The organism is Mesorhizobium sp. P2_E7 (assembly GCF_056403855.1).
On record NZ_JBFUER010000003.1, the window covers coordinates 48,896 to 73,346 of the forward strand.

Consider the following 24,451-nt stretch of genomic DNA (forward strand, 5'->3'; position numbering starts at 1 on the left):
TCCCGCGATCCTCTTCGGAACATCGCCTGGCCTGACGCGACACGCGGAGAGGCATCATAGCAACCGCGACGATCACTCCGGCACACCGGAGATGCCCAGCGCCTCGACGTAACGCTCGGCGAACACCTTGTCCCGCCACGGGTTGATCTGTCTCTGCAGGGTGAGCGTGTAGGTCGGGAACGCCTCCATCAGACGCCGCGCCGCCGCCTGCGCCTCGTCCGGCCGGTTGAGTTTGGCCAGCGCCATGATCACCACCCGGTGCGAGGTGCCGTAGTTCGGCATCTCCTGCAGCGCGCGTGCTCCCCATGCCAGCGCTTCCTCATAGCGCTCGAGCATCAGGTAGCTCATCCCGATGCCGGAGAGCGCGATGCCCTTCTCCGGGTCGACCGGGCTCAGCCGCATTGCCCTGTGAAAGTGCTCGATCGCGACGAGCGGGCGGCTGGAATGTGCGTTCACCCAGCCGCTGCTCGTATGGCCCTGCGCCGAATTGGGGTTGAGCAGCAGGGATCGTTCTATCGTGCCCAGCGCCATCTCGTAGTCCTTCGCGCTGTAGGCGAGCACCTGCGCGGGGAAGCGTAGGCTCGTGGGGTCGTCGCGCGCTTCGGCCAGTACCTCGCGCGCCATGCGCACGGCGACCCGGCCATCGTCGGGCTCATGCCAGCACTGGCTCACGGATACGCTGCGGATATAGGCGCCGAGCCCCTTTGCCAGGTTGAAGCCAGGGTCGATGCTGAGCGCCTCGTTGGTGAGCCGGCGCACGTCGGCAAAGCCTTCGCGCGTCATGCTGTAGAAGCGCGGCAGCGCGCGAAGATAGAGGTCGTAGGCGCTGATGTAGTCGGTCGGCTTCATGCGCGCCTGCTTGATCTGCTCCAGCCGGATGCTCGGCTCGACAGCGCCGACGACGCTCTCGGTCACCTTGTCCTGCAGGTCGAAGATGTCGCTCACGTCGCCCTCGAAGCGGTCGGCCCAGACATGGTGTCCGCTGACCGCATCCACCAGCTGCCCACTGATGCGCACCCGCGATCCTGCTCTGCGGATGCTGCCTTCGAGCACGTAGCGGACGCCCAGCTCGCGCCCAACCTGGCGCAGGTCGACCGCCCTGCCCTTGTAGGTGAAGGACGAGTTTCGGGCGATCACGAAGAAGGAGTTCACCCGGCTCAATCCCGTGATGATGTCCTCTACCAGCCCATCGGCAAAGTATTCCTGGTCGGGGTCTCCGCTCATGTTGGTGAAAGGCAGAACCGCGATCGAGGGTTTCTCGGGCAGGGGAGGCGGCGCAGCCACCGAGGCGCTGGCGTCGGTCTCGACGCGATAGGCGCGCACCGGCCGCTCGATGTTCTTGAGGCGCAGTTCGCCGAGCGGTGTGAAGCCGAAGTCGAGCTTGCCCTGAAGGTGGTCGTAGGCCGTGCCCGAGACGATCACGGTGCCGGGATCGGCGATGCCTTCGAGTCGGGCGGCGATGTTGACCCCGTCGCCGTAAATGTCGCCGTCCTCCTCGCAGACCACGTCGCCGAGATTGACGCCGATGCGGAAGCGAATCCGCTCTTCCTCGGGCGTCTCCGCCTCGTGCTCTGCCAGGGCCTGCTGGATCGCCATCGCCGAGGTCACCGCGTTAACGACGCTCGCGAACTCGCACAGCATGCCGTCGCCGGTGAGCTTGACGATCCGACCCTGGTGCTCGGAGACCAGCGGTTCGAGGAGGTCCTTGCGGTAGATTTTCAATCGCTCGAGCGTGCCGCGCTCGTCGCGCTCCGTCAGGCGCGAATAGCCGACCACGTCGCAAGCCATGATCGCTGCGAGGTGGCGCTGCGTGGTCATCGCGCCGCTCGGCAAAGCGCCTGCACCCGGGCCGCCCCGCGTCCATGTCCGGCCAACTTCCAGACGCCTCACCTGCATCGTATCCATCTCTCCCAGTCTCCGCCGGTCGCCGATACAGAACGGAGAACGCAGCTTGACGTTGCCTTCACGAGATTTCGCTATGCGCTTGCCAGGCGTGGAGCGTTCCAGTCGAGGCGCTAACAGCCAGCCGACGACACGCTCACGCAGCCTCTGGGGACGCTGACACGCCACTCCCAGAAGGCTGGAGATATTTCCTGTTTTTGTAACCGGCTGACGTCACCGTGGCTGTGCTTTTGTATCGGGCATCACCCCAGACGCTTGCGCTTGGAGGGTGATGAGGTCGGCAAGTGGGCTAAGCCGGACTGGTCAATCTGATGACTGATGCCTTCGCCCTGTCGGCCAAGGCACAGGCTCGACGCCTTATAGTGGGTGCCAACACTGGAAATTCCAGGAGAGAATTGGTGCCCCTAGCCGGAATCGAACCAGCACTCCTTGCGGAACTCGATTTTGAGTCGAGCGCGTCTACCAATTCCGCCATAGGGGCTCAGGCCGCAGGGCCTGGATGGGCGCGGACTATACGGTTGGAGGCCTGTTCGTCAACTGGCCAAATGCGCCGCCCCGCCCTGCTTGCGGCAAAAGCCCGCCTTTCGGTTTCCTGAAGCTCCTGCCATTGTGCGGCGCGGAAAATCTTTCTAGACAGGCCCGTATCAAAGCGCGTTGCGTCTGGGCGACATGCATTAGGAGAGCCGATGCTTCGCGGACTTTACGACTGGACCTTGTCGCTTGCGGCACGCAAATCCGCCGAATGGTGGCTGGCCTTCATCGCCTTCGTCGAAAGCTCGGTGTTTTTCATACCTGCCGACGTCTTGTATCTGCCCATGGTGTTGGCGCGGCCCGAACGCGCCTATCGCTACGCGCTGACCGCCACTGTTGCGTCGGTGCTGGGCGGCATTGCCGGCTGGCTCATCGGATACTATGCCTACGACACGATAGCGCGGCCGATGCTGGAGCACTTCGGCGGCCTCGACACGTTCGAGAGGTGGCAGTCGTCCGGCACTGGGCTGATGCTGGTGCTGCTCGTCACGTCCGGTGCTGCCCACCTGCCGCCGATGAAGGTGGTCACCATTCTGGCCGGGGCGCTTCACGTCAATCTTTTTGTCTTCATCGTCTCGGCCATCCTGGCGCGCGGCGCTCGATTCCTGCTTCTTGCCTGGCTGCTGCGCCGCTATGGCGAGGAGATCAAGGAATTCATCGAGAAGCGTTTGGGATTGATCGTTGGCGCCGGCGCCACCGCCCTGATTTTGCTCTATATCGTGGTCAAATACGCGTTCTGACCGCCCAAGGCGGGCGGTGGTTCAGGACTATGCCGGCGGACGGCGAATTCAACGGACGAAACATGACAGCTACGATGACAGCCGACACCGGACGCCAGCGGACGCGCACCGCCTTGTTTCTCGCGGTCGCCATGGCGGCTACGGTCGGCTCCGCGCTCGCCTTCCAGCACATTGGCGGCTACATCCCTTGCCATCTCTGCCTGGAGCAGCGCACCCCCTACTACATCGGCGCGCCGCTTATGCTTTTGGCGGTGATAGCCTCGATGCTCAGCGCGCCGGCCTGGCTGACGCGCGGTCTGCTTGCCATTGGCGGCCTGCTGATGCTCTACGGGCTTTATCTCGGCGTCTATCACTCGGGCGTCGAATGGGCTTGGTGGCAAGGTCCGGCCGACTGCACCGCCGGCGCCGGCCCGGTCGACACCGGCGGCAAGGGCGTGCTCGACGCGCTCGACAAATTCGTGCCTCCGTCCTGCGACAAGGCAGCCCTTCGCATCCTCGGCCTGTCGCTGGCCGGCTGGAACGCCATCGCCAGCTTCATCCTCGCCGCGGTCGCCTTCCGCGGCGCAATGGCCCGCGATTAAGCTAATTCGATCGAGCAGCGTGACGCAAAGTTCGAGCAAGGTCGACCCCCACTCCGTCTCGGCTTCGCCGAGCCACCTCTCCCCCGATCGACGGGGTAGAGGAAAGGGCGCGAGCCTATTGCAGCCAGCGCTCCTCCAGCGGGCTCCCTTCCTCTCCCTCCGGAGGGGGGAGAGGTGGCGCTGCGAAGCAGCGACGGAGTGGGGGAAGCCGGTCCTTAAACGCGAAGCCGCTGATAAGTGAGCGCGGCCGAGCTGGTCGCTTCAGGCGGCCAGCCTCCCGAATTCTCGAACGATCTCAGGGCTCCAGTTCGACATCCCAGTAAAGATAATCCATCCAGCTTTCATGCAGATGGTTGGGCGGGAACAGCCGGCCATTGTTGTGCAGGTCGTGCACGGTCGGCTGATAGGGCTTCTGCAGCGGCCACATCTTGGCGTGCGCCGGCATCATGCCGCCCTTCCTCAGATTGCAAGGCGAACAGGCGGCAACGACATTTTCCCATGTCGTCGCCCCGCCGCGATGGCGCGGGATGACGTGGTCGAAGGTCAGATCCTCGGGCGTGCCGCAATACTGGCACTGGAAGCGGTCGCGCAGGAAGACGTTGAAGCGGGTGAACGCCGGATGCCTGGACGGCTTCACATAGGCCTTCAGGCTGACGACGCTGGGCAGCTTCATCGAGAAGGTCGGCGAAGACACCGCATGCTCGTATTCGGCGACGATGTTGACCCGGTCGAGGAACACCGCCTTGATGGCGTCCTGCCAGGACCAGAGCGACAAGGGGTAATAGCTGAGCGGACGATAATCCGCATTCAGCACCAGCGCAGGAAGCCCATCCGGAGATACGGCAACCGTCACCTTGTTGACCTCCTCGTTCTAGAACCGATCGGCGCGGATACTGTAAGCCCGACATGACAGGGATGTGAAGCGGATTGTCGCTCGTCAAAAGCGGCAAAAATGCAGGATTTTCATGCTTTTTTGCGGTTTCAGGCGGGCGGGGCGGCGTCCCGGCCCCTGATTTCGCGATAATAGGACCAGAAAAGCCGCGATGCGACACCTCGCCACGGGCTCCATGATTCGGCCAAGGCGATGAGTGTTTTCTCCGGCGGACGCGGCTCGATGCCCAGCGCATGGCCGACCGCGCTCTGCAGCGCGACGTCGCGCGCGGGAAAAATATCGGGGTGGCCGGCGGCGAACAGAAGATAGACTTCCGCCGTCCACGGGCCGATGCCCGGCACCGCTGTCATCGCCGCAATCGCCTCCTCGGCATCGAGCGAACAGAGGTGGTGCAGGTCGAGCCCGTCGACCACGGCCTGGGCAACCGCGATCAGGCCGCGCTGCTTCGGCCGCGACAGCCCCGCCTCGCGAAACATCTCCTCGCCGGAAGCAAGGATGGCCTGCGGCGTCAGCGGATCGACCAGTTTCACCAGCCGGCCGAAAATGGCATCGGCGCTGGCTCGGGAGACTTGCTGCGAGACGATGATCGAGACGAGGCTCCTGAAGCCGGGCTCCGACAACCGCAACGGCACCTCGCCGGCCATCCCGCGCACTTTTTCCAGGCGCGGATCGATGGTGCAAACCGCATCCAGCCCCCGCGCAATGTCGTCCAATGTCGCGATGCGTTGCATGGTATCCTTGTCCGCCAATGAGCAGCAAAGTAGCAATTGGCAAAACCGCTGCACAACCGGATTGCCGCCTCAGAGATGACGCTCCTGACATTCCGCTTCGCGCCAAGCCCGAATGGCGAACTGCATCTCGGCCATGCCTATTCGGCGCTGCTCAACCAAAAGCTGGCAAAGGCTGCCGGCGGCCGCCTGCTGCTGCGCATCGAGGACATCGACACGACGCGCTGCACGCCGGAATTCGAGGCAGGCATTTTTCGCGACCTCGAATGGCTGGGTCTTGACTGGGAACGGCCGGTGCGCCGCCAGGCCGGGCATTTCGCCGACTATCAGGCCGTGCTCAACCGGCTGATCGTCGAAGAACTCATCTACCCCGCCTTCATGAGCCGCGGCGAGATCAGGGCCTTCATCGCCGACAGCGAAAAGCGTGGCCGCGACTGGCCGCGCGACCCGGACGGCGTGCCGCTCTATCCCGCCGCCGACAAGGCGCTGCCGATCAGCGAACGCAACCGCCGGATCGCTGGCAATGCGCCCTTCGCCTGGCGCCTCGACGTCGATGCAGCGCTGGCGCGCGTCGGCACGGATCTGTCCTGGCGCGAATTCACCGACGAGACGCTGTCAGCGACGCGAATTGTCGACGCCCGTCCGCAGGACTGGGGCGACGTCATCCTGGCGCGCCGCGACATCCCGACCAGCTATCACCTGGCCGTCGTCGTCGACGACGCGCTGCAAGGCGTCAGCCATGTGGTACGCGGCCAGGATCTCTATTCCGCGACGAGCATCCAGCGCCTGCTGCAGGAGTTGCTCGGCCTCTCGCAGCCGCAGTACTTCCACCACCGCCTCGTTCTTGGACCAGATGGACGCAAATTGTCGAAGAGCTTTGGCGATACCGGCCTTGCCGCGCTCAGGCAGGCCGGCGCTTCGCCGGACGGTGTCCGGCGGCTGGTCGGACTCTAGCTATAGCCGTGCCAGCCCCGCCTTGAGCAGCGCCAACGCGGCGATAAACGCGAAGGCGCCGCCCAGTCCCCAGGCAACCGCAAGCTTCAGATCTCTAAGGACGATGCCATGTTCGTTCGCGACCATGATTGCGACGAAAAAGCCGAGCGTGAACAGCAGCGTGTTGCCGGTCGAACCAAAACCGTCCTCTTGCATGATGGCGTCGAGCGCTGAGCCGAAGAAGAAGCCGAACACGGCCACGCTCGCAACCGTCATCAACAGCCAGCTTGTGTCGAGATGCAGCAGCATGCGCGCTCCCTGTCGAGGCCGAAACGCCGTGTCGCCGGGTCGATCGACAGGAGCCGATTGCCCTGACGCCGCCCTTTGAATTCGGCCGTCCCTTACATTCCTGCAAGCTTATGTACCAATTGTTTCGCTTTGCTTGCCGGATTGAACCGCATTAGAGCAATTGCCGTAGTTGACTCTTCACCCAATCGGCCCCCCTCACCGGACACGAACGGCTTCCCCCAAAAATGCACAGTCTCAAGCGGTTCATCCCCGCCTCCTTCGTCGTCCTGTGGGCGACCGGCTTCATCGGTGCGCGTTATGCCATGCCATGGGCGGAGCCCTTCACCTTCCTGGCGGTGCGGTTTGTCATCGCCGCCTTGCTGCTCGCCGGCCTAATGCTCGTGCTTGGCTCCAAGCGAGCCACAAGGGCCGAAGCGCTTCACGCCACTGTCGCTGGTATCCTCATGCATGGCGTGTATCTCGGCGCAGTGTTCTGGGCGATCCACAGGGGCATGCCGGCCGGGCTTTCGGCGCTGATCGTCGGCTTGCAGCCGCTGATCACCGCGGTGCTTGCCGGCAAGTTCCTCGGCGAGGCCATCCTGCCACGCCACTGGGCCGGCCTCGCCGTTGGCCTGATAGGCGTCGTCATCGTGCTGTGGCCGAAGCTCGGCGCGCTCGGCGGTGGTGTTACGCCGGAGACGCTGACGGCGTCGCTCGTCTCGGTGCTGGGCATGAGTGCCGGCACCATCTGGCAGAAACGCTATGCGTCGGGCGGCGACCTGGTTGCGGCGACGATGTGGCAATATGTCGGTGGCGGTGCGCTGATGATCCTGGCGTCGCTCGCCCTTGAGACCCACACGGTGGTCATCAATGGCGAGCTGATCTTTGCCATGGCCTGGCTGGTGCTGGTGCTGTCGATCGGCGCCATCTTCCTGTTGATGGTGATGATCCGCGACGGCGAGATGTCCAAAGTCGCGTCGCTGTTCTACCTGGTGCCGGCGGTCACCGCTGTGATTGCCTGGGCGCTGTTCGGCGAACAGCTCAACCTCATGCAGATTGTCGGCATGGCGATCGCGACACTGGGGGTTGGGCTGGCCACGGCCCGGCCGGCCAAAGCATGACCCCTGAACCGAAGGTCAGCGGAGCAAAAAGTGGGTACCGGTTTTCTCAGACAAACGGGAACCGTTTTGTCCAAGGATCATGCTCAAAAAATGCCTTAGCTACCGACCCGGGCGCGTGCTTCGAGATAGCGGCTGATCGCGGCGTTGAGTTCGCCGCCAAGGATGAAGATTGCCGACAACATGTACAGGAAGACCACCGCGATCATGATCGAGGCCAGCCCGGCATAGGTCGTGACATAGGACGAGAAGTGATCGAGATAGGTGGCAAAGACGGTTGAACCGATAAGCCATGCGGCAAGCGTGAACAGGATGCCCGGTACGATCGAGACCAAGCGGCGCTTGCCCGCCGGCAGCCAGAAATGCACGGCAAACAGTCCACCGACAATGACCGTCGAGGCGATGACGAACCGCCACAGCGTGATCGTGCCCATATAGGGCTTGATCCCTTCGATATGGGCTTCGGCGAGCCGCGCGAGCAGCGGCGCGAACACCAGAAGCACGCTGATCGCCAGGAAGCCGGCCGTGGCGATCAGCACGAAGATGATGCTCTGCACCCGGCGATAGATGATGCCGCGCGTCTCGGCGACGCGGTAGGCGCGGTTGAGCGAGGTGCGCAGCGCCTCGATGCCGTTGGAGGCGAAATAGGCGGCAAGCAGCACGCCATAGGTCAAAAGATCGGTGCGCCGAACGGTCAGCACGTTGAGCACTTCGCGTGCGATCGGCTTGGCGATTTGCTCCGGCCATGTGTCGAAGACCAGGTGCACGGCGGTATCGGCGAACGCCTGCGCGCCGAGGAAACTCGCCAGCGTGGTGGCAAAGATCAGGAACGGAAACAGCGCCATCAGCGAGGTGATCGCCAGATGGCTGGCCATCGCCCAGCCGTCGTCGGTGTTGAAATGGCCAAGCGCGTCATAGAGCACGCGGCGCAGCACGACGATATTCCGCATCAAGAGCCGCGTTCCCTTCGATTGTCTCGACGCCGCGAATATGGGAAGGGATTGTGGCAAATGGCAACCCTTCCTCAAACCACGATCCCGCCGGCGAACGAGTTGCGCACCATCATCGTCACCGGCGCCTCGTCCGGAATAGGCGCCTATTGCGCCCGCGCGCTGAAGGCGGATGGCTGGCGCGTGTTCGCGACGGCGCGCAAGCCCGAAGACATCGCCGCACTCGAGGCCGACGGCATCGAGGCGTTTTACCTCGACTATCGCGAGCCGGACTCCATCGCCGCCCTTGCGGCATCGGTGCTGGAACGAACAGGCGGCCGCCTCGACGCCTTGTTCAACAACGGCGCCCATGCACAGCCGGGTGCGGTCGAAGACCTGCCGGTTGCCGCATTGCGGGAGCAGTTCGAGGCAAATTTCTTCGGCTGGCACGACCTCACACAACGCATTGTGCCGGTGATGCGCCGCCAGGGACACGGCCGCCTCGTCCATTGCTCCTCGATCCTCGGGCTGGCGCCGGTGCGCTTTCGCGGCGCCTATGCCGCCTCCAAGCACGCGCTTGAGGGCCTGATGCTGTGCATGCAGCAGGAACTTAGCGGCAGCGGCGTCCACGTCTCGCTGATCGAGCCGGGGCCGGTGACGTCGAAGATCGCCAGCAACGGGCTGTTCTGGTTCCTGAAGAACATCGACCACGAGAACTCCGTCCACCATGTCGCCTATGCGGCGCAACTGGCGCGGCTTCGGACCGGCGGCAGCTCTTCGCGGCTGAAAAAGGGGCCGGAGGTGGTCTATGCGGCGTTGCGCCATGCACTTCTGTCGCGGCGCCCACGCCCGCACTATGTGGTAACAGTGCCGGCTAAGATCGGCGTCATGCTCAAGCGCATCCTGCCGGCATCGATGCTCTATCGCGTGCTTGCCAGGCGCGCCTGAGCGAAACGAACTGGAGCCGCCAGATGGTCACCGTCTTCAAAATCCTCGCCGTTGTGGCCATGGCCGCGGTCTTGATCGTGCTGGTCCGCGGCCTCATCAACATGATGCGCGGCGGCGACGGCGTCACCTCCAACAAGCTGATGCAGGCCCGTGTGCTATTGCAGGCCGTGGCCTTGGCGCTGATCCTGCTGGTGGTGTATTTCACCCGCAAGTGACGGCCGTTCGGGAGGCGACGTGGTCAAGCTCAACAAGATCTACACCCGAACGGGCGACGACGGCACCACCGGCCTCGGCACCGGCGAACGCCGGCTGAAATCCGACCTGCGCGTCGATGCCTATGGCACGGTCGACGAAGCCAACGCCTGCATCGGCATCGCCCGCCTGCACACCGCGGCAAGCCATCCCGCGATCGACGCCATGCTGTCCCGCATCCAGAACGACCTGTTCGATCTCGGCGCCGATCTCGCCGTTCCCGACGACGGCAAGCCGCTCGGCTATGAGCCGCTGCGCATCATCGCTTCGCAGACCGACCGCGTCGAAAAGGACATCGACCTTCTCAACAAGGACCTGCAGCCGCTCAAATCCTTCGTCCTCAATGGCGGCACACCGGCCGCAGCCGCCCTGCATCTTGCCCGCACCGTGGCGCGGCGGGCCGAGCGGATCATGGTGGCGCTGGCCCAGGACCCGGCCGAGCACGTCAACCGCGAGGGCCTGAAATACATCAACCGCGTCTCCGACTTTCTGTTCGTCGCCGCCCGTGCGGTCAATGACAACGGAAATGCCGACGTGTTATGGGTGCCCGGCAAGAACCGCTGAATTTGCTCGAAAGCGGACGAGGGACCGGGGCATGTTCATCCCGCTTTACGACACCAACAGGCTGCGCCACATAAGGCTGCAATATGTGACGATCGGCCTGATCGCGGCCAACGCGATGGTTTTTCTCATCACCACGATCGGCGGCGAAAATTTCAACAACGCCGCTGTGCTCGGCCTCGGCTTCATTCCTTCGGTCGTCCACGACACGGCCGAGCTCTCGCCCCAGTTCGTCGTCATTCCGGAGAGCCTGAGCTACATCACCTATGCCTTCCTGCATGCCGATATCTTCCATCTCGGCGGCAACATGCTGTTCCTGTGGGTGTTTGGCGACAATGTCGAGGACGCGCTCGGCCACATCCGCTACCTCATCTTCTACCTGCTGTGCGCCATCGCCGGCGCCTTCTTCCAGGGACTCGTCGCCTGGAGTTCTGAAACGCCGCTGATCGGCGCCTCCGGCGCCATCGCCGGCGTCGTCGCCGCCTATCTGGTCCTCTACCCCCGGGTGAAGGTATGGGTGCTGGTCTTCGCCCGTATTCCCCTGCGCATCCCGGCCTTCATCCCGCTGATCCTGTGGATCGGCTTCCAGGTGGTGATGTTTGCCGCCGGCGGCGAAAACCAGATTTCCTGGGCCTGCCACATCGGCGGCATCATTGCCGGCGGCGTGCTGGTGCTCATTATGCGCAGCCGCGGCGTGCCGCTGCTTGCCGGCGACGACGGCGAGCCGGAACCCGCCGATCAGCCCGCCGTATCCACCGCTCCGGCGCCAGCCGATCCCGCACCCACGCAACCGGAGACGCGCTGGGGCCGGGGTGGCGCTTCCGGTCAGAACTGAACCGATTTGAGTGGTTTGGCCGCTGCCTTGGCATATTGACGTGTTGCGTTGCCACAACTACGGAGGACGCCACCGTTAGGCGGCAGAAGACAGGAATTCCGTCCGGCCAGAATTCCGTTTGGCCGGAATTCAGTCAGGAATGTCGGCTTTCGACAACTCTGCAGTGGCGCACGCTGCTATAGCGCGCCCGAATATCTCAGGAGAGGTGACAGGCAAATGAAGATCCTTGTGCCCGTGAAGCGGGTTGTGGATGCGAACGTCAAGGTTCGCGTGAAGGCTGATGGTTCGGCGGTCGAACTCGCCAACGTCAAGATGGCGATGAACCCGTTCGATGAGATCGCGGTGGAAGAGGCGCTGCGGCTGAAGGAAGCCGGCAAGGCCGAAGAGATCATCGTCGTGTCGATCGGCCCGCAGCAGGCGCAGGAAACCTTGCGCACCGCGCTCGCCATGGGCGCCGACCGCGCCATCCTGGTCAAGACCGACGAACAGACGGAGCCTCTGGGCGTCGCCAAGGTGCTGAAGGGCGTCGTCGACGCGGAACAGCCCGGCCTCGTCATCCTCGGCAAGCAGGCGATCGACGACGACTCGAACCAGACCGGCCAGATGCTGGCCGCTTTGCTCGGCTGGGCACAGGGCACCTTCGCCTCCAAGGTCGTGCTCGAAGGCGACAAGGCCAAGGTGACGCGCGAAGTCGATGGCGGCCTGCAGACGGTGGAGTTGAAGATGCCGGCGATCATCACCGCCGATCTGCGCCTCAACCAGCCGCGCTACGCCTCGCTGCCCAACATCATGAAGGCCAAGAAGAAGCCGCTCGACGAAAAGAGCCCGGCGGATTACGGCGCCGACGTCAAGCCGCGCCTGAAGGTGATCAAGACCGAGGAGCCCAGCGGCCGCAAGGCGGGCGTCAAGGTCAAGAGCGTCGCCGAACTGGTCGACAAGCTCAAGAACGAAGCCGGCGTGTTGTAAGCGATCGGGAAAGGAACAGAAAAATGACCATTCTCCTCATCGCAGAACACGACAACGCAACCCTTTCCGACCAGACCGCCAAGGCGCTTTCGGCGGCCCTGCAGATCGGTTCGGACGTGCATGTGCTGGTTGCCGGCAAGGGCGCCAAGGGCGCTGCCGATGCCGCCGCCAAGCTGAAGGGTGTCACCAAGGTACTGCTCGCCGAAGCCGACGAACTGGCCGAACGCCTTGCTGAGCCGACAGCGGCCCTCGTTGTCTCGCTGGCCGGCGCCTACGACACCATCATTGCGCCGGCGACCTCGTCGGGCAAGAACGTCGCACCGCGCGTGGCGGCCCTGCTCGATGTCGCGCAGGTGTCGGAAATCATCGAAGTGGTTTCGCCCGACACCTTCAAGCGTCCGATCTATGCCGGCAACGCCATCCAGACGGTGCAGTCGAGCGACGCCAAGAAGGTGATCACCGTGCGCACGGCCTCGTTCCAGGCGGCGCCCGAAGGCGGTTCGGCCGCGGTCGAGACCGTCAACGCGGCGGCGAACCCCGGCCTGTCCACCTTCGTCGAGAACAAGCTGTCTGAGACCGATCGTCCGGAGCTGACCTCGGCCAAGATCATCATCTCGGGCGGCCGCGCGCTGGGTTCGGCGGAGAAGTTCCAGGAAGTCATCCTGCCGGTCGCCGACAAGCTCGGTGCCGCCGTCGGCGCAAGCCGAGCTGCAGTCGATGCCGGCTATGCGCCGAACGACTGGCAGGTCGGCCAGACTGGTAAGGTCGTCGCTCCTGACCTCTACATCGCCGTCGGCATTTCCGGCGCCATCCAGCACCTTGCCGGCATGAAGGATTCAAAGGTCATCGTCGCCATCAACAAGGACGAAGAGGCGCCGATCTTCCAGGTTGCCGATTACGGCCTGGTCGGCGACCTGTTCGTCATCCTGCCGGAGCTGCAAAAGGCGCTTTGACGCTATCTGCCAAAGCGTATTAAATTGTGAAAGGGTGGGGTAGACGAAGCTGCCCCACCCTTTTAGTTTGCACTGCACAAAAAGCAGGCCGCAAAGGCCTTTTCGACGGGATCGCTGCAAATGGCCAAGATCGAGACGATCGGCATTATTGGCGCCGGCCAGATGGGCGGCGGCATCGCGCATGTGTCGGCGCTTTCGGGCTTCAAGGTGCTGATCTACGACGTCTCGCCCGACCGTATCGAGAAGGGCATTGCCACCGTCAGCGGCAACATGGCCCGCCAGGTCGGCTCCGGCAAGCTTGACGAAAAGCTGCGCAACGATGCGATGGCACGCATATCGGCGGCTCCCGCCATGGCCGATCTCGCCGGTGCGGATCTGGTGATCGAAGCGGCGACCGAGGACGAGACGGTCAAGCGCAAGATCTACGCGCAGCTCTGCCCCCAGCTCAACCCGGAAGCCATCCTGGCGACCAACACGTCGTCAATCTCGATTACCCGGCTGGCCGCGCAGACCGACCGTCCCGAGCGCTTCATCGGCATTCATTTCATGAACCCTGTGCCGGTGATGAAGCTGGTCGAACTGGTGCGCGGAATCGCCACGGAAGATCAGACCTTCGAGGCGGCCAAGGCCTATGTGAAGCAGCTCGACAAGACGATCACCGTCTCTGAAGATTTCCCCGCCTTCATCGTCAACCGCATCCTGCTGCCGATGATCAACGAGGCGATCTATACGCTCTACGAGGGCGTCGGTTCGGTCGACGCCATCGACACCGCCATGAAGCTCGGCGCCAACCATCCGATGGGGCCTTTGCAGCTCGCCGATTTCATCGGCCTCGACACCTGCCTGTCGATCATGCAGGTGCTGCATGACGGCCTGTCGGATTCGAAATACCGGCCCTGCCCGCTGCTGGTGAAATATGTCGAGGCCGGCTGGCTCGGACGCAAGACCGGGCGCGGCTTCTACGACTATCGCGGCGAGCATCCGGTCCCGACGCGCTGACCCATCAGAACGCTAGGTCTGTTCCGCCCTCAGGACGCCGCCGCAAGCGGCGGCGGCTCAGCCTGGCCTTTTGACCCGCTGTCGTCAGGCGCCACGGAAACGCAGCCGCGGCCGGCGGCCTTGGCCGCATAGCAGGCAGCATCGGCCCGGGCGATGATCTCGTCGACTTCGCCGCTGCGGATCGGCGCTACCCCGATGCTGGCGTCGATCGCATGCGGCCGGCCGTCCCAGGTGAACTGCAGGCCGCGGATGGCGTCGATGATCGAGCGCGCGGCAACCCTGGCGCCGGCGTTCGAGCCGGATTTCAGGATGACCGCGAATTCATCGCCACCGAGCCGGGCGACGACATCCCCCGGCCCAAGCGCGCCGCGAATAGCCTCGGCAACCCGCTTCAGAAGGGCATCTCCCGCGGCATGGCCGCCAGTGTCGTTGACCAGCTTGAAATGGTCGAGGTCGATGAACATGAAATGATGCTCGCCGGTCGACCCAGTCGTACCGCCCGCCGGCTTTGCCGCGCCGGCCTTGCGGTTCCGGTCGACCAGCTCTTCCATGGTGCGGATGAAGCTTGAGCGGTTGGCAAGGCCGGTCAGCGCATCATGCGCGGCGGCGTAGGCGAGCTGGCGCTGCAAGGCGCGCGCATCGGTGAAATCCTGAAAGACGATGACTAGGCCGCCGAACTCCTGGCGCTCGTTCATGATCGGCGACACCACCTGGCGGATGCTGCAGCGCGTGTCGTCGCGGCGGATCAGCACCGCGCGGCTGTTCTGGTCGGCCGGGCTGGCGCCGCCGAGCGCCGGCCGCGTCATGCCGATCCTTTGCCCGGTCTCCTCATCCACCGCCCAGTAGACATGGCCAAGCGTCTTGCCGAGCGCCTCGCTGCCTGCAACACCGGTCAGCTTTTCGGCGATCGGGTTCATGAAGGTGATGCGATTGGCGGCATCGGTGCAGATGACGGCGTCGCCGATCGACTGCAGCGTCACCCTCAGCCGCTCTTTCTCGTCCGCCAGCGCCGCCGCCGATGCGATCAGGCTTTCCTCGGCCTGCTTGCGCTGGGTGATGTCGGTCAGGCTGCCGATGGCCCTGATCAGCCGGCCCTCCCTGTCGCGTTCGAGCGTCTTGCCGCGATCGAGGATCCAGACCCAGTGGCCGTCCTTGTGGCGCATCCTGAATTCGGCCTCGAAAAACGGCGTCCTGCCCTCAAGATGCGCGCTGTCGGCTTCGGCCACGTTTTCGCGATCGTCGGGGTGGATCATCGTCAGCCAGCGGTCGGGATCGCCGTCGAGTTCGCCCTCGTCATAGCCCAGCATCTTCACCCAGGTGGCGGAATAGGTTGTGCCGCCCTTGCGCATGTCGAGATCCCAGACGCCTTGACCGGCGCTGGCCAGGGCAAAGTTCCAGCGCGTTTCGGCTTCGGCTATGCGCGCCTCGGATTGTTTGCGTGCGTCGATGTCCTCGATCTGCGAGACGAGGTAGAGCGGGCGGCCGCTCTTCTCGTCGCGAATGACGGAACCGGCAAGATGGGCCCACACCGGCGTGCCGTCCTTCTTGAGGTAGCGCTTTTCGAAGTGGAAGGCGTTGACGGTGCCCGCCCGCATGCCGTCCATCGTTTCGCGGCCGATCTGCACATCGTCGGGATGGGTGATCTGGAAGAAGGTCAGCGCCTCGATCTCTGCCTTGCTGTAGCCGAGCATGGCGGCGAAGGCCGGATTGGTTTCCTGGATGCGGCCATCGAGGCCGACAATGGCGATGCCGATCGCCGAATCTTCCATGGCGCGGCGAAAGCGTTGTTCGCTCTCGGCGATTTGCCGACGATCGTCCAGTATTCGGTAAATGAAGAAGGCGGCGAGCATCAGTGCCACGGTGGCGACCGGCACCGATATCAGCAGACAGAGTTTCAGCACTTCGGCGCTGACGTCGAGCCGCGACAGCAGGATCGCCACGACGGCGGCGCAAAACCCGCCGGCGGCGAGCACCAACGCCACGTGACTGTCAGCCCGCAGGCTTTTGCGTTTCCATCGCATCACTGTGCATGCCACCCCGTGCGCAACACATTTCTGCAAAAAACACTGGATGATCGATTTTAAGGAAAGGTTGCGCCGGAGCCACCGGCAACACGGTTCACCCGCAAACAATTGCCGGCATGATTAAGGATCGGTGATTATTGCAGGCTATCTCAGGCGGGCCGGTTACCAGCGCACGAAGAACCGTCCGCCGAGCGCACCGAGCCCGGCAAGGACGGCGATTGCGAGCGTATACCAGGTGGCGACGAACAGCGGCGAATCGTCGAAGCAGTGCGCGGCATAGAAGGTCGCCGCCAGCCCGCCGGCGAGCAGGCCCGCGACCGCGCCGGCAAGCACCGGACGCGTCGGCGCGCCATAGCGCAGCATCCACAGGAAGACGGCAAGCGGCCCGATGCCGATCAGTGGGATGAAGCCCATGCAGATCATCATGTTGGAGCCGACCATGCGCGTGCTCCACATCGGCTCCGGCACCATAAACAGTTCAAGAGCCACGGCCACGGCCACCAGCAGCGGCGCCGCAAGCATCCAGGCCGCGGCTCTCGCCGTCGAAGCGCCCGGCGTCGACAGTGCCCGGATCAGGCCGAAGGCGGTGATGGCAAGCACGAGGGTGAAGACGAATTTCGCCAGGAACCGCATCGTGTGCATGGCGATCATAATGTCGGGGCGTGGGCCGATGGTGAGAAAGAACACCACCGCTGCGATCACCACCGCTGCTGCCGCAGCCATCCACCAGGCCGAGCGCAGCGGCATCGCCTTGCTGCGTGTATCGGCGTCGAGTGCCCTGATGAGATCTTCGGTTCTCATGTCACTGCCGCCCGAACCGTTTGGCGATCGCGGCAAGCCCGCGATGCAGCGATACCCTGACCGCCGTCTCGCTGACGCCGAGCTTGGCCGCCGTCTCCCCGATCGAGCGACCGTCAACCGATATGGCAGAGACCACGGAACGCTGCGCCGGCGGCAAGCCGTCCAGTGCCCGGTTGATGTCGCGTTCGCTGACGGTCTCGGTTTCCGGCTCGGCAAAGGTCTCGGCGATCTCGTCGATCTCGATTTCGATGCGCCGTCCGCGCCGCCGGAAGGCATCGATCAGCTTGAAGCGGGCAATCGCATAGATCCACGGCAACACCGGCGCATCCTGGCGCCAGGTATGCCGTTTCACATGAATGGCCAGCAAGGTTTCCTGCACGACATCCTCGGGGTCGACCCCGCCCTGTACGATCTTGCGCCTGACGAAGCCGCGAACCAGCGCGGCGATCCGGTGCAGAAAGTCGGCGTAGGCCCTTTCATCTCCCGCAATCGCGGCCCGCATCAGCCGGGAAAGCTCGGCCTCATCCTTGCCGCTCACAAGAGTTCACTCCCCGATCTTCGCGCCTCGGCGCTGATTTGTTACGTGGCCAACGAAATAATGTCCAAGCCAAAGTGCCGCAAAATCACGAAAGTTTGCGGCCGGGCGACGGATTGAAGCAGCTCGCCAATGTTGACTATGGTATTCAGGTATTGATAGGTGCAGCCTTGCAAACCAGAACCGCCGAGATTGAGGATGACGCCATGAAATACACCCTTTCCACCCTGGTCGGCGCCACCGCGCTGGCAATCGGCATGATCGCCGGTCCGGCAATGGCCAAGGATGCCGGCATCATCGTCTACAATGCCCAGCATGAGAGCCTGGCCAAGGAATGGGTCGCAGGTTTCACCAAGGAAACCGGCATCAAGGTCACGTTGCGCAATGGCGGCGACAGCGATTTCTCCAACCAGATCGTCGCCGAGGGTGCTTCTTCGCCGGCCGACGTGTTCCTGACAGAAAACTCTCCGGCCATGACCCTGGTCGAAGCGGCGGGCCTTTTCGCTCCGGTCGACGCCGAGACGGTGGCCCAGGTGCCGGCCGAATTCCAGCCGAGCAGCGGCAAATGGGTGGGCGTTGCGGCACGCAGCACCGTCTTCGCCTACAACAAGACCAAGCTCGCCGCCGACCAGCTGCCCAAATCGATGCTCGATCTCGCCGATCCGAGCTGGAAAGGCCGCTGGGCCGCCTCGCCCTCCGGCGCCGATTTCCAGGCCATCGTCAGCGCGCTGCTTGAGCTCAAGGGCGAAGCCGCCACCGCCGACTGGCTGAAGGCGATGAAGGAGAATTTCACCGCCTACAAGGGCAACGGCACGGTGATGAAAGCGGTCAATGCCGGCGAGCTCGAAGGCGGCGTCATCTACCACTATTACTATTTCGGCGATCAGGCCAAGACCGGCGAAAACAGCAAGAACGTCGCGCTGCACTATTTCAAGAACCAGGATCCCGGCGCTTTCGTCTCGATTTCCGGCGGCGGCGTTCTGGCCTCGAGCAAGCATCCGAAGGAAGCCCAGGCGTTCCTGAAATGGGTGACCGGCAAGGGCGGCCAGGACGTGCTGAAGACCGGCACGTCCTTCGAATACGCGGTCGGCAAGGGCGCTGAGTCCAACCCCAAGCTGGTCCCGCTGGTCGACCTGCAAGCGCCGAAGGTCGATCCGGCGACACTGAACTCCAAGAAGGTGACCGATCTGATGACGGCAGCCGGCTTGCTTTAGTCCGCGTACGTCCTAAAAGGGCAACGTTTGCGCTCCTGCGAGGTTTTCCGCAGGAGCGCTCTGTTTTCGAGATGGCATTGTCCATGACGACACATTGCGTTTCCGGCCGCACCCGCGGCGCCCCCGCCCCGGCGGCAGTGGCGCGGCCGAGCTGATGCAGTCTGCAGTCGATCTCGCGCGTTCAGGCCAGGCAGCCGCGCGGCCCCGCCGGCAGCCCATGTCCTGGATCGCGCTTGCCGCCATCATCGTCTCGCTGCTGTCGCTGGTGCCGCTTGCCTTCATCATCTGGATCGCCGTGCAGACCGGCTGGGACACCGTCTCGGCCCTGGTCTTCCGGCCGCGCGTCGGCGAACTTCTGGTCAACACCGTGCTTCTGGCGGCGCTCGCCGTGCCCATCGCCATCGTCCTGTCGATGGCACTGGCCTGGCTGACAGAGCGCAGCGACCTGCCCGGCGCTCGCCTCTGGGCCTGGCTGTCGGTGGCGCCGCTCGCCATCCCCGCCTTCGTCCACTCCTATGCCTGGATTACCCTGGTGCCGGGACTGCACGGCCTTTGGGCCGGCGTGCTGGTGTCGGTGCTTGCCTATTTCCCGTTCCTCTATCTGCCGATCGCGGCGTCGCTGCGCCGGCTCGACCCCGCTTTGGAAGATGCCGCCGCAGCGCTCGGCCTCGGACCGTGGCGCGTGTTCGCACGTGTCGTGCTGCCGCAGCTCAGGCTCGCCATTTGCGGCGGCGCGCTGCTGGTCGGCCTGCATCTGCTCGCCGAATACGGCCTCTACGTCTTCATCCGCTTCGACACCTTCACCACCGCGATCGTCGACCAGTTCCAGTCGACCTTCAACGGCCCTGCCGCCAATATGCTGGCCGGCGTCCTGGTGACCTGCTGCTTCGTGCTGCTCGCCCTGGAAGTGCTGGTGCGTGGCGAAGAGCGCTATGCCCGCGTCGGCTCGGGCGCGGCGCGCCACCGGCAGCGCTCTAGGCTCGGGCGCGCCACGCTGCCTTGCCTGGCTCTGCCTGCCATCACCACGCTACTCGCCATCGGCGTGCCCTTCGTCACCATCGGCCGCTGGCTGGTCGCCGGCGGCGCCGATGTCTGGCGTTTCGACGAGATCGGCCTGGCGCTTGGCCAGACGCTGTTCCTGGCGCTCGCCGGCGCCCTGTTGGCAACAATCGCCGCCATGCCGATGGCCTGGATCTCGATCCGCGCGCCAGGGCCGCTGCAGCGGCTGCTCGAGGGCTGCAACTACATCGTCGGCTCGCTGCCCGGCGTCGTCATCGCGTTGGCGCTGGTCACCATCACCGTGCGCATCGCCATGCCGCTCTACCAGACGCTGTTCACCATCCTGGTCGCCTATGCGCTGATGTTCCTGCCGCGCGCGCTGATCAGCCTTCGGGCGTCGATCGCGCAGGCGCCGGTCGAGCTCGAACGCGCCGCCGCCAGCCTCGGCCGGCCGCCGCTGAAGGCGCTGTGGTCGACGACGATCCGCCTGTCGGCGCCTGGGGCCGCGGCAGGCATGGCGCTGGTCGCGCTCGGCATCATGAATGAACTGACCGCCACCCAGATGCTGGCGCCGAATGGCACGCGCACGCTGGCGATGGCGTTCTGGTCCTACAGCGGCGAGATCGACTATGCCTCGGCAGCGCCTTACGCCTTCATCATGGTGGCGATGTCACTGCCGCTGACCTGGCTGCTCTATGTCCAGTCGAAACGGATGGCCGGACGATGAGCTTTCTCGAAATAAGCGGCCTCACCAAGCGATACGGCCCGGTGGCCGCCCTTGCCGGTGTCGACCTCAGCGTCGCCAGCGGCAGCCGCACCGCGATCGTCGGCCCGTCCGGCTGCGGCAAGACCACCTTGCTGCGGCTGATCGCCGGCTTCGAGGCGCCGGACCAGGGCCGCGTCGTGCTCGACGGCGAGGTGCTGGCCAATGGCGGCCATGCGGTGCCGGCGCATCGCCGCGGCATCGGCCTGGTGGCGCAGGACGGCGCCCTGTTTCCGCATCTCAGCATCGGTGACAATATCGGCTTCGGCATGGCCCGCGGCGAGGACCAGCGCGCCGAGCGCATCGTCGAGCTCGCCTATACGGTCGGGCTCGACAAGGCGATCCTCAAACGCCGCCCGCACCAGCTCTCCGGCGGCCAGCAGCAGCGCGTGGCGCTGGCCCGCGCCATGGCGATGAAACCCAGGCTGATGCTGCTCGACGAGCCGTTCTCGGCGCTCGACACCGGCCTGCGCGCCTCGATGCGCAAGGCGGTCGCCGAATTGCTGGAAACCGCCGGGATCACCACCATCCTGGTCACCCACGACCAGGCCGAGGCGTTGTCCTTCGCCAGCCAGGTCGCGGTGATGCGCGAAGGCCAGTTCTCGCAGGTCGGCACGCCGCGCGAACTTTATCTGCAGCCGAAGGACCGCATGGTCGCCGAGTTCCTCGGCGACGCCATCATCCTGCCGGCAAAGATTTCAGGCGGCTTCGCCACCTCCTCGCTCGGCCGCATTGCCGTCGACTCGAAGGAGCGCCGCGATATCGCCCGCATCATGCTGCGGCCGGAGCAGGTGCAGGTGAACCGCACCGCGCGAGAAGGCATGTCGGGCCCACCGGGCACGATCTTCGCCGAGGTGACTGAATCGGAGTTCGCCGGCTCGATGTGCACGATTGCGGTGCGGCTGTTGAACAACCCCGATCCGCCCGACGCCGCGGCCATCGGCAACACGCCGCTGATGCTGCGCAAGCCGGGTATCGACGCGCCTTCCGTCGGCGAGATCGTGCGGCTGACCGTCTCCGGCAAGGCGCACGTCTTCGCCTGACTGAACCTATCGGACCCTCTTGCCGGTCGCCGGTGACCAGAGCGGCCAGGTCTCGAGGAAGTCGTTGTTGTGCACGACCACGCGTCGGGCGCCTGCGTCGATGAGCACGATGCCGTAGGTCGGCGGCGCCTGCTCGACCACCTCGTCGCCGACGAGGTCGAGCATGAAGCGGGCATGCAGGCCGCGTTGCGCGGTGAAGGGAATGCCGGAGACCGTGCCGGCAATGTCGCGATGGACATGGCCGAAGAAGATATGACCGACATTGCCATGGCGCGTCAGCACTTCGAGGAAACGCTCCTTCTGTTCGAGCCCGAGCGGGTCGAGCAGCGGCAGGGCAAGCTCGACCGGCGGGTGATGCAGGAAGATGTAGGCCTGCCGTCCCGCCACCTCACCGAGCCGTGCGTCGAGCCAGGCCAGCCGCTTGTCGCAGAGTTCGCCGGTGACGCGGCCTTCGGCCAGGCTGTCGAGGAACAGCAGCGATGCCTCCGGCGTATCGAAAACCGATTGCACAAAGCCGTTCTCGTCGGTCGGGTTCTCAGGGAATGCCGCCACGAGATCGGCGCGCTGGTCGTGATTTCCCGGCAGCAGCCGGTACGGCAGCGAAAGCCGGCTCAAGGCCGCTTTGAGATCAGCGTAGCTCTCGGGCGCTCCTGTCTCGGTCAGGTCGCCGCTGAAGACGCAAAGAGCGGCATCGCCATGCCGGGCATTGATGTGGTCGATGCAGCGGTCGAGCCGCTCATGCAGATCGACGCCAAAGCGGATCTCGCCGCGCCGGCCCAGATGGACATCGGTGACCTGGATGATTTTCATGCGACTTTTCCCTGGGAATTGCTTTGCCGTCCGTCCGAAGCAGACGGAAACGCGCTAGCTGATGGCTACAAAAATCAGAGCGCCGGTTCCGGTACCGACGCCTTGAACACGTCGAGCCGGCCTCCGGTTTCGGACGAGAAGAAATGCAGGTCGGCTTCAGCAAACTGCAGGCCGACTGTGCTGCCCGGCACCGGGTGGACCGTCTCCGACGTCACCACAGAGAACGGCGCGCCGTCGAGATCGACATAGACGACGCGTCCGGCGCCGAGTTCCTCGACCAGATCGACGGTCGCTTCGAGAGCGCCTGGCGTGCCCGCCGCAACCAGCCGTACGGATTCCGGCCGGATGCCGACCGCGACCTTGGTGCCGACCGGCAGGCCGGCGCGTGACACGTTGAGCTTGCGGCTGTCGCCAAGCAGCGACAGGCCGTCGAGCGTCACCGTGCCCTCGAGTATGTTCATTGCCGGCGCGCCAACGAAGGTGGCGACAAAGCGGCTTGCCGGGCGGCTGTAGACTTCGGCCGGCGTGCCGACCTGTTCGACACGGCCGCCATTCATCACGACCAGCCGGTCGGCCAGCGTCATCGCCTCGACCTGGTCGTGGGTGACGAACACCGAGGTGGCGGCGAGCCGGCGGTGCAGCTTGCGGATTTCGGAGCGCATCTGCACGCGCAGCTTGGCGTCGAGGTTGGACAGCGGCTCGTCGAACAGAAACACCTTCGGCTCGCGGATCATGGCGCGGCCCATGGCGACGCGCTGACGCTGGCCGCCGGACAGTGCCATCGGCTTGCGGTCGAGCAGATGCTCGAGCTCCAGCGTCCGGGCAACCGCCTGGATGCGCTGCGTGCGTTCGGCGGCGGGAACGCCCGACACTTTCAGCGAATAGCCGATATTCTGCGCGACGCTCATATGCGGATAGAGCGCGTAGTTCTGGAACACCATGGCACAACCGCGCTCGCGCGGCTCGAGCTTGTTGACCACCGTGCCGTCGATGGCGATGGTGCCGCCGGAAATATCCTCCAGCCCGGCGATCATGCGCAGCAGCGTGGACTTGCCGCAACCGGATGGGCCGAGAATGACGACGAACTCGCCGGACGCGAAGTCGAGGTCGACACCGTGCACGACCTGCGTCTTGGCGTAATTTTTCTTGACGCCGCGGATGGTGATGGAAGCCATTGTCTGCTCCTTATTTTTCGGTGGCGATGAGGCCGCGCACGAACCAGCGCTGCATGAGCACCACGACGACCAGCGGCGGCAGCATGATGATCAGCGTGCCGGCCATGGCAATGTGCCATTCGGGCGCCCCGCCGACATTGGGGATGAGCTGCTTGAGCTCGGTGACCGCTGTCGCATGCGACTGGTCGGTGGTGATGAGCAGCGGCCACAGATACTGGTTCCACGCCCACAGGAACATGATGGTGCCGAGCGCGGCCATGTTGTTGCGCGACAGCGGCAACAGAATATCGATGAAGAAGCGCAGCGGCCCGGCGCCGTCCATGCGCGCCGCCTCGGTCAACTCGTCGGGAACGGTCAGGAAGAACTGCCGGTAGAGGAAGGTGCCGGTGGCGGTGGCGATCAGCGGCAGGATCAGGCCGGGATAGGAATTGAGCATCCCCAGATTGAGCGCGACATGCGCGCCCGAAACCTTCTCTATCAGCCAGGACAAGCCGGTCAGATCCATGATCGTCTGGTAGGGTTCGAGCACATTGGCGACGACCGCATAGGTCGGCACGATGCGCACTTCCAGCGGCAGCATCAGCGTGATGAAGATCAGCCAGAAGATGAGGGTACGGCCGGGATAGCGGAAATAGACGATCGAGAAGGCGGTGAGCGCCGAGATGATGACTTTGCCGGCGGCGACGCCGGTCGCCATGATGAAGCTGTTCAAGAGCTTCGGCCCGAGGTCGGCCGTTACCCACGCCGTCTTGATGTTGACCCAGAAGTCGCTGCCCGGCAGCAGCGACATCGGCACGTCGTTGACGTCCTTGATGTTGTGCGACGCGGCGATGGCCACGATGACGAACGGCGCGATGCAAAATACGAAGCCGACGAACAGAATCACATGCGTGAAGAAATTCAGGAACGGAGTGCGCTCTACCATGGTCAT

General features: G+C 64.4%; 25 protein-coding genes and 1 tRNA gene. 14 read left to right on the forward strand and 12 right to left on the reverse strand.

All coding sequences use genetic code 11. The features are described from left to right. Window positions 1–72: 72 nt before the first annotated feature. Both AC1DYC_RS19415 and AC1DYC_RS19420 read right to left on the reverse strand, forming a co-directional pair. Window positions 73–1,818, reverse strand: coding sequence for an adenylate/guanylate cyclase domain-containing protein (locus AC1DYC_RS19415; RefSeq protein ID WP_477409086.1), 1,746 nt, complete (start codon window positions 1,816–1,818; stop codon window positions 73–75). A gap of 480 nt (window positions 1,819–2,298) precedes the next feature. Next, window positions 2,299–2,383: transfer RNA gene (locus tag AC1DYC_RS19420), tRNA-Leu, on the reverse strand. A gap of 205 nt (window positions 2,384–2,588) precedes the next feature. On the opposite strand from AC1DYC_RS19420, the gene AC1DYC_RS19425 reads away from it, so the two are divergent. Next, window positions 2,589–3,173, forward strand: a complete 585-nt coding sequence (locus AC1DYC_RS19425) for a YqaA family protein (protein WP_477409088.1) — start codon at window positions 2,589–2,591, stop codon at window positions 3,171–3,173. A gap of 62 nt (window positions 3,174–3,235) precedes the next feature. After that, window positions 3,236–3,754, forward strand: a complete 519-nt coding sequence (locus AC1DYC_RS19430) for a disulfide bond formation protein B (RefSeq protein WP_477409090.1) — start codon at window positions 3,236–3,238, stop codon at window positions 3,752–3,754. 295 nt (window positions 3,755–4,049) lie between these two features. Here the strand turns inward: AC1DYC_RS19430 and AC1DYC_RS19435 are convergent, their stop codons facing one another. Both AC1DYC_RS19435 and AC1DYC_RS19440 read right to left on the reverse strand, forming a co-directional pair. Continuing rightward, complete coding sequence (locus AC1DYC_RS19435) at window positions 4,050–4,607, reverse strand: HNH endonuclease (protein WP_008874122.1); 558 nt, start codon at window positions 4,605–4,607, stop codon at window positions 4,050–4,052. A gap of 128 nt (window positions 4,608–4,735) precedes the next feature. Further along, window positions 4,736–5,377, reverse strand: a complete 642-nt coding sequence (locus AC1DYC_RS19440) for a DNA-3-methyladenine glycosylase family protein (protein ID WP_477409092.1) — start codon at window positions 5,375–5,377, stop codon at window positions 4,736–4,738. A 75-nt stretch (window positions 5,378–5,452) separates the two neighbouring features. On the opposite strand from AC1DYC_RS19440, the gene gluQRS reads away from it, so the two are divergent. Next, window positions 5,453–6,328, forward strand: coding sequence for a tRNA glutamyl-Q(34) synthetase GluQRS (gene gluQRS / locus AC1DYC_RS19445; RefSeq protein WP_477409094.1), 876 nt, complete (start codon window positions 5,453–5,455; stop codon window positions 6,326–6,328). On the opposite strand, the gene AC1DYC_RS19450 is transcribed toward gluQRS, so the two are convergent. Continuing rightward, window positions 6,329–6,616: a hypothetical protein gene (locus AC1DYC_RS19450; RefSeq protein WP_112562263.1), complete on the reverse strand. Its 288-nt coding sequence runs from the start codon at window positions 6,614–6,616 to the stop codon at window positions 6,329–6,331. Window positions 6,617–6,840: 224 nt separating this feature from the next. Here AC1DYC_RS19450 and AC1DYC_RS19455 point away from each other — a divergent pair, with 224 nt between their 5' ends. Then, on the forward strand, window positions 6,841–7,716 hold the full coding sequence (locus AC1DYC_RS19455; RefSeq protein WP_477409096.1) for a DMT family transporter: 876 nt from the start codon (window positions 6,841–6,843) through the stop codon (window positions 7,714–7,716). A gap of 95 nt (window positions 7,717–7,811) precedes the next feature. Here AC1DYC_RS19455 and AC1DYC_RS19460 read toward each other — a convergent pair whose 3' ends face one another. After that, on the reverse strand, window positions 7,812–8,663 hold the full coding sequence (locus AC1DYC_RS19460; RefSeq protein ID WP_477305619.1) for a YihY/virulence factor BrkB family protein: 852 nt from the start codon (window positions 8,661–8,663) through the stop codon (window positions 7,812–7,814). Window positions 8,664–8,723: 60 nt separating this feature from the next. Here AC1DYC_RS19460 and AC1DYC_RS19465 point away from each other — a divergent pair, with 60 nt between their 5' ends. The 7 genes from AC1DYC_RS19465 (at window position 8,724) to AC1DYC_RS19495 (ending at window position 14,156) form a co-directional block, all read left to right on the forward strand. Next, entirely contained in the window at window positions 8,724–9,590 is an 867-nt protein-coding gene (locus AC1DYC_RS19465; protein ID WP_477409097.1) for an SDR family oxidoreductase, read from the forward strand. 23 nt (window positions 9,591–9,613) lie between these two features. Continuing rightward, window positions 9,614–9,805 (forward strand): twin transmembrane helix small protein, encoded by a 192-nt coding sequence (locus tag AC1DYC_RS19470; RefSeq protein WP_112562259.1) that lies wholly within the window; start codon window positions 9,614–9,616, stop codon window positions 9,803–9,805. A gap of 19 nt (window positions 9,806–9,824) precedes the next feature. Further along, window positions 9,825–10,406, forward strand: coding sequence for a cob(I)yrinic acid a,c-diamide adenosyltransferase (locus AC1DYC_RS19475; RefSeq protein WP_477409099.1), 582 nt, complete (start codon window positions 9,825–9,827; stop codon window positions 10,404–10,406). 31 nt (window positions 10,407–10,437) lie between these two features. After that, window positions 10,438–11,238 (forward strand): rhomboid family intramembrane serine protease, encoded by an 801-nt coding sequence (locus AC1DYC_RS19480; RefSeq protein WP_477409101.1) that lies wholly within the window; start codon window positions 10,438–10,440, stop codon window positions 11,236–11,238. Window positions 11,239–11,454: 216 nt separating this feature from the next. After that, window positions 11,455–12,204 (forward strand): electron transfer flavoprotein subunit beta/FixA family protein, encoded by a 750-nt coding sequence (locus AC1DYC_RS19485; protein ID WP_477305629.1) that lies wholly within the window; start codon window positions 11,455–11,457, stop codon window positions 12,202–12,204. Between the two features lie 23 nt (window positions 12,205–12,227). Next, window positions 12,228–13,157, forward strand: coding sequence for an electron transfer flavoprotein subunit alpha/FixB family protein (locus AC1DYC_RS19490; protein ID WP_477409103.1), 930 nt, complete (start codon window positions 12,228–12,230; stop codon window positions 13,155–13,157). Window positions 13,158–13,277: 120 nt separating this feature from the next. Then, the gene (locus AC1DYC_RS19495; RefSeq protein WP_477305633.1) at window positions 13,278–14,156 is read left to right on the forward strand and encodes a 3-hydroxybutyryl-CoA dehydrogenase; all 879 of its coding nucleotides are present in this window, start codon (window positions 13,278–13,280) and stop codon (window positions 14,154–14,156) included. 29 nt (window positions 14,157–14,185) lie between these two features. Here the strand turns inward: AC1DYC_RS19495 and AC1DYC_RS19500 are convergent, their stop codons facing one another. The 3 genes from AC1DYC_RS19500 to AC1DYC_RS19510 form a co-directional block, all read right to left on the reverse strand. After that, on the reverse strand, window positions 14,186–16,177 hold the full coding sequence (locus AC1DYC_RS19500) for a PAS domain S-box protein (protein WP_477409105.1): 1,992 nt from the start codon (window positions 16,175–16,177) through the stop codon (window positions 14,186–14,188). Window positions 16,178–16,342: 165 nt separating this feature from the next. After that, entirely contained in the window at window positions 16,343–16,981 is a 639-nt protein-coding gene (locus AC1DYC_RS19505) for an NrsF family protein (protein ID WP_477409107.1), read from the reverse strand. 1 nt (window position 16,982) lies between these two features. After that, window positions 16,983–17,519, reverse strand: a complete 537-nt coding sequence (locus AC1DYC_RS19510) for a sigma-70 family RNA polymerase sigma factor (RefSeq protein WP_112562252.1) — start codon at window positions 17,517–17,519, stop codon at window positions 16,983–16,985. Between the two features lie 203 nt (window positions 17,520–17,722). On the opposite strand from AC1DYC_RS19510, the gene AC1DYC_RS19515 reads away from it, so the two are divergent. The 3 genes from AC1DYC_RS19515 (at window position 17,723) to AC1DYC_RS19525 (ending at window position 21,535) form a co-directional block, all read left to right on the forward strand. Further along, the gene (locus tag AC1DYC_RS19515; protein ID WP_477409109.1) at window positions 17,723–18,730 is read left to right on the forward strand and encodes an iron ABC transporter substrate-binding protein; all 1,008 of its coding nucleotides are present in this window, start codon (window positions 17,723–17,725) and stop codon (window positions 18,728–18,730) included. Between the two features lie 154 nt (window positions 18,731–18,884). Further along, window positions 18,885–20,456 (forward strand): ABC transporter permease, encoded by a 1,572-nt coding sequence (locus tag AC1DYC_RS19520; protein ID WP_477409111.1) that lies wholly within the window; start codon window positions 18,885–18,887, stop codon window positions 20,454–20,456. Further along, window positions 20,453–21,535, forward strand: coding sequence for an ABC transporter ATP-binding protein (locus AC1DYC_RS19525; RefSeq protein WP_477409113.1), 1,083 nt, complete (start codon window positions 20,453–20,455; stop codon window positions 21,533–21,535). Before AC1DYC_RS19520 ends, AC1DYC_RS19525 begins: the two co-directional genes overlap by 4 nt. A gap of 6 nt (window positions 21,536–21,541) precedes the next feature. On the opposite strand, the gene AC1DYC_RS19530 is transcribed toward AC1DYC_RS19525, so the two are convergent. The 3 genes from AC1DYC_RS19530 to AC1DYC_RS19540 form a co-directional block, all read right to left on the reverse strand. Then, the gene (locus AC1DYC_RS19530) at window positions 21,542–22,345 is read right to left on the reverse strand and encodes a phosphodiesterase (RefSeq protein ID WP_477409115.1); all 804 of its coding nucleotides are present in this window, start codon (window positions 22,343–22,345) and stop codon (window positions 21,542–21,544) included. Between the two features lie 74 nt (window positions 22,346–22,419). After that, the gene (gene ugpC / locus AC1DYC_RS19535) at window positions 22,420–23,520 is read right to left on the reverse strand and encodes a sn-glycerol-3-phosphate ABC transporter ATP-binding protein UgpC (RefSeq protein WP_477409117.1); all 1,101 of its coding nucleotides are present in this window, start codon (window positions 23,518–23,520) and stop codon (window positions 22,420–22,422) included. Between the two features lie 10 nt (window positions 23,521–23,530). Next, window positions 23,531–24,445 (reverse strand): ABC transporter permease subunit, encoded by a 915-nt coding sequence (locus tag AC1DYC_RS19540; protein ID WP_477409119.1) that lies wholly within the window; start codon window positions 24,443–24,445, stop codon window positions 23,531–23,533. Window positions 24,446–24,451 lie beyond the last annotated feature (6 nt).

What these genes read in the sequence shown, in the direction of transcription:
- AC1DYC_RS19415 (WP_477409086.1), bottom strand. Translation starts at nt 1,818, where the DNA reads ATGACCACGCAGCGCCACCTCGCAGCGATCATGGCTTGCGACGTGGTC.
- AC1DYC_RS19425 (WP_477409088.1), top strand. Translation starts at nt 2,589, where the DNA reads ATGCTTCGCGGACTTTACGACTGGACCTTGTCGCTTGCGGCACGCAAA.
- AC1DYC_RS19430 (WP_477409090.1), top strand. Translation starts at nt 3,236, where the DNA reads ATGACAGCTACGATGACAGCCGACACCGGACGCCAGCGGACGCGCACC.
- AC1DYC_RS19440 (WP_477409092.1), bottom strand. Translation starts at nt 5,377, where the DNA reads ATGCAACGCATCGCGACATTGGACGACATTGCGCGGGGGCTGGATGCG.
- gluQRS (WP_477409094.1), top strand. Translation starts at nt 5,453, where the DNA reads ATGACGCTCCTGACATTCCGCTTCGCGCCAAGCCCGAATGGCGAACTG.
- AC1DYC_RS19450 (WP_112562263.1), bottom strand. Translation starts at nt 6,616, where the DNA reads ATGCTGCTGCATCTCGACACAAGCTGGCTGTTGATGACGGTTGCGAGC.
- AC1DYC_RS19455 (WP_477409096.1), top strand. Translation starts at nt 6,841, where the DNA reads ATGCACAGTCTCAAGCGGTTCATCCCCGCCTCCTTCGTCGTCCTGTGG.
- AC1DYC_RS19460 (WP_477305619.1), bottom strand. Translation starts at nt 8,663, where the DNA reads ATGCGGAATATCGTCGTGCTGCGCCGCGTGCTCTATGACGCGCTTGGC.
- AC1DYC_RS19465 (WP_477409097.1), top strand. Translation starts at nt 8,724, where the DNA reads ATGGCAACCCTTCCTCAAACCACGATCCCGCCGGCGAACGAGTTGCGC.
- AC1DYC_RS19470 (WP_112562259.1), top strand. Translation starts at nt 9,614, where the DNA reads ATGGTCACCGTCTTCAAAATCCTCGCCGTTGTGGCCATGGCCGCGGTC.
- AC1DYC_RS19480 (WP_477409101.1), top strand. Translation starts at nt 10,438, where the DNA reads ATGTTCATCCCGCTTTACGACACCAACAGGCTGCGCCACATAAGGCTG.
- AC1DYC_RS19485 (WP_477305629.1), top strand. Translation starts at nt 11,455, where the DNA reads ATGAAGATCCTTGTGCCCGTGAAGCGGGTTGTGGATGCGAACGTCAAG.
- AC1DYC_RS19490 (WP_477409103.1), top strand. Translation starts at nt 12,228, where the DNA reads ATGACCATTCTCCTCATCGCAGAACACGACAACGCAACCCTTTCCGAC.
- AC1DYC_RS19495 (WP_477305633.1), top strand. Translation starts at nt 13,278, where the DNA reads ATGGCCAAGATCGAGACGATCGGCATTATTGGCGCCGGCCAGATGGGC.
- AC1DYC_RS19500 (WP_477409105.1), bottom strand. Translation starts at nt 16,177, where the DNA reads ATGCGATGGAAACGCAAAAGCCTGCGGGCTGACAGTCACGTGGCGTTG.
- AC1DYC_RS19505 (WP_477409107.1), bottom strand. Translation starts at nt 16,981, where the DNA reads ATGAGAACCGAAGATCTCATCAGGGCACTCGACGCCGATACACGCAGC.
- AC1DYC_RS19515 (WP_477409109.1), top strand. Translation starts at nt 17,723, where the DNA reads ATGAAATACACCCTTTCCACCCTGGTCGGCGCCACCGCGCTGGCAATC.
- AC1DYC_RS19520 (WP_477409111.1), top strand. Translation starts at nt 18,885, where the DNA reads ATGCAGTCTGCAGTCGATCTCGCGCGTTCAGGCCAGGCAGCCGCGCGG.
- AC1DYC_RS19525 (WP_477409113.1), top strand. Translation starts at nt 20,453, where the DNA reads ATGAGCTTTCTCGAAATAAGCGGCCTCACCAAGCGATACGGCCCGGTG.
- AC1DYC_RS19530 (WP_477409115.1), bottom strand. Translation starts at nt 22,345, where the DNA reads ATGAAAATCATCCAGGTCACCGATGTCCATCTGGGCCGGCGCGGCGAG.
- ugpC (WP_477409117.1), bottom strand. Translation starts at nt 23,520, where the DNA reads ATGGCTTCCATCACCATCCGCGGCGTCAAGAAAAATTACGCCAAGACG.
- AC1DYC_RS19540 (WP_477409119.1), bottom strand. Translation starts at nt 24,445, where the DNA reads ATGGTAGAGCGCACTCCGTTCCTGAATTTCTTCACGCATGTGATTCTG.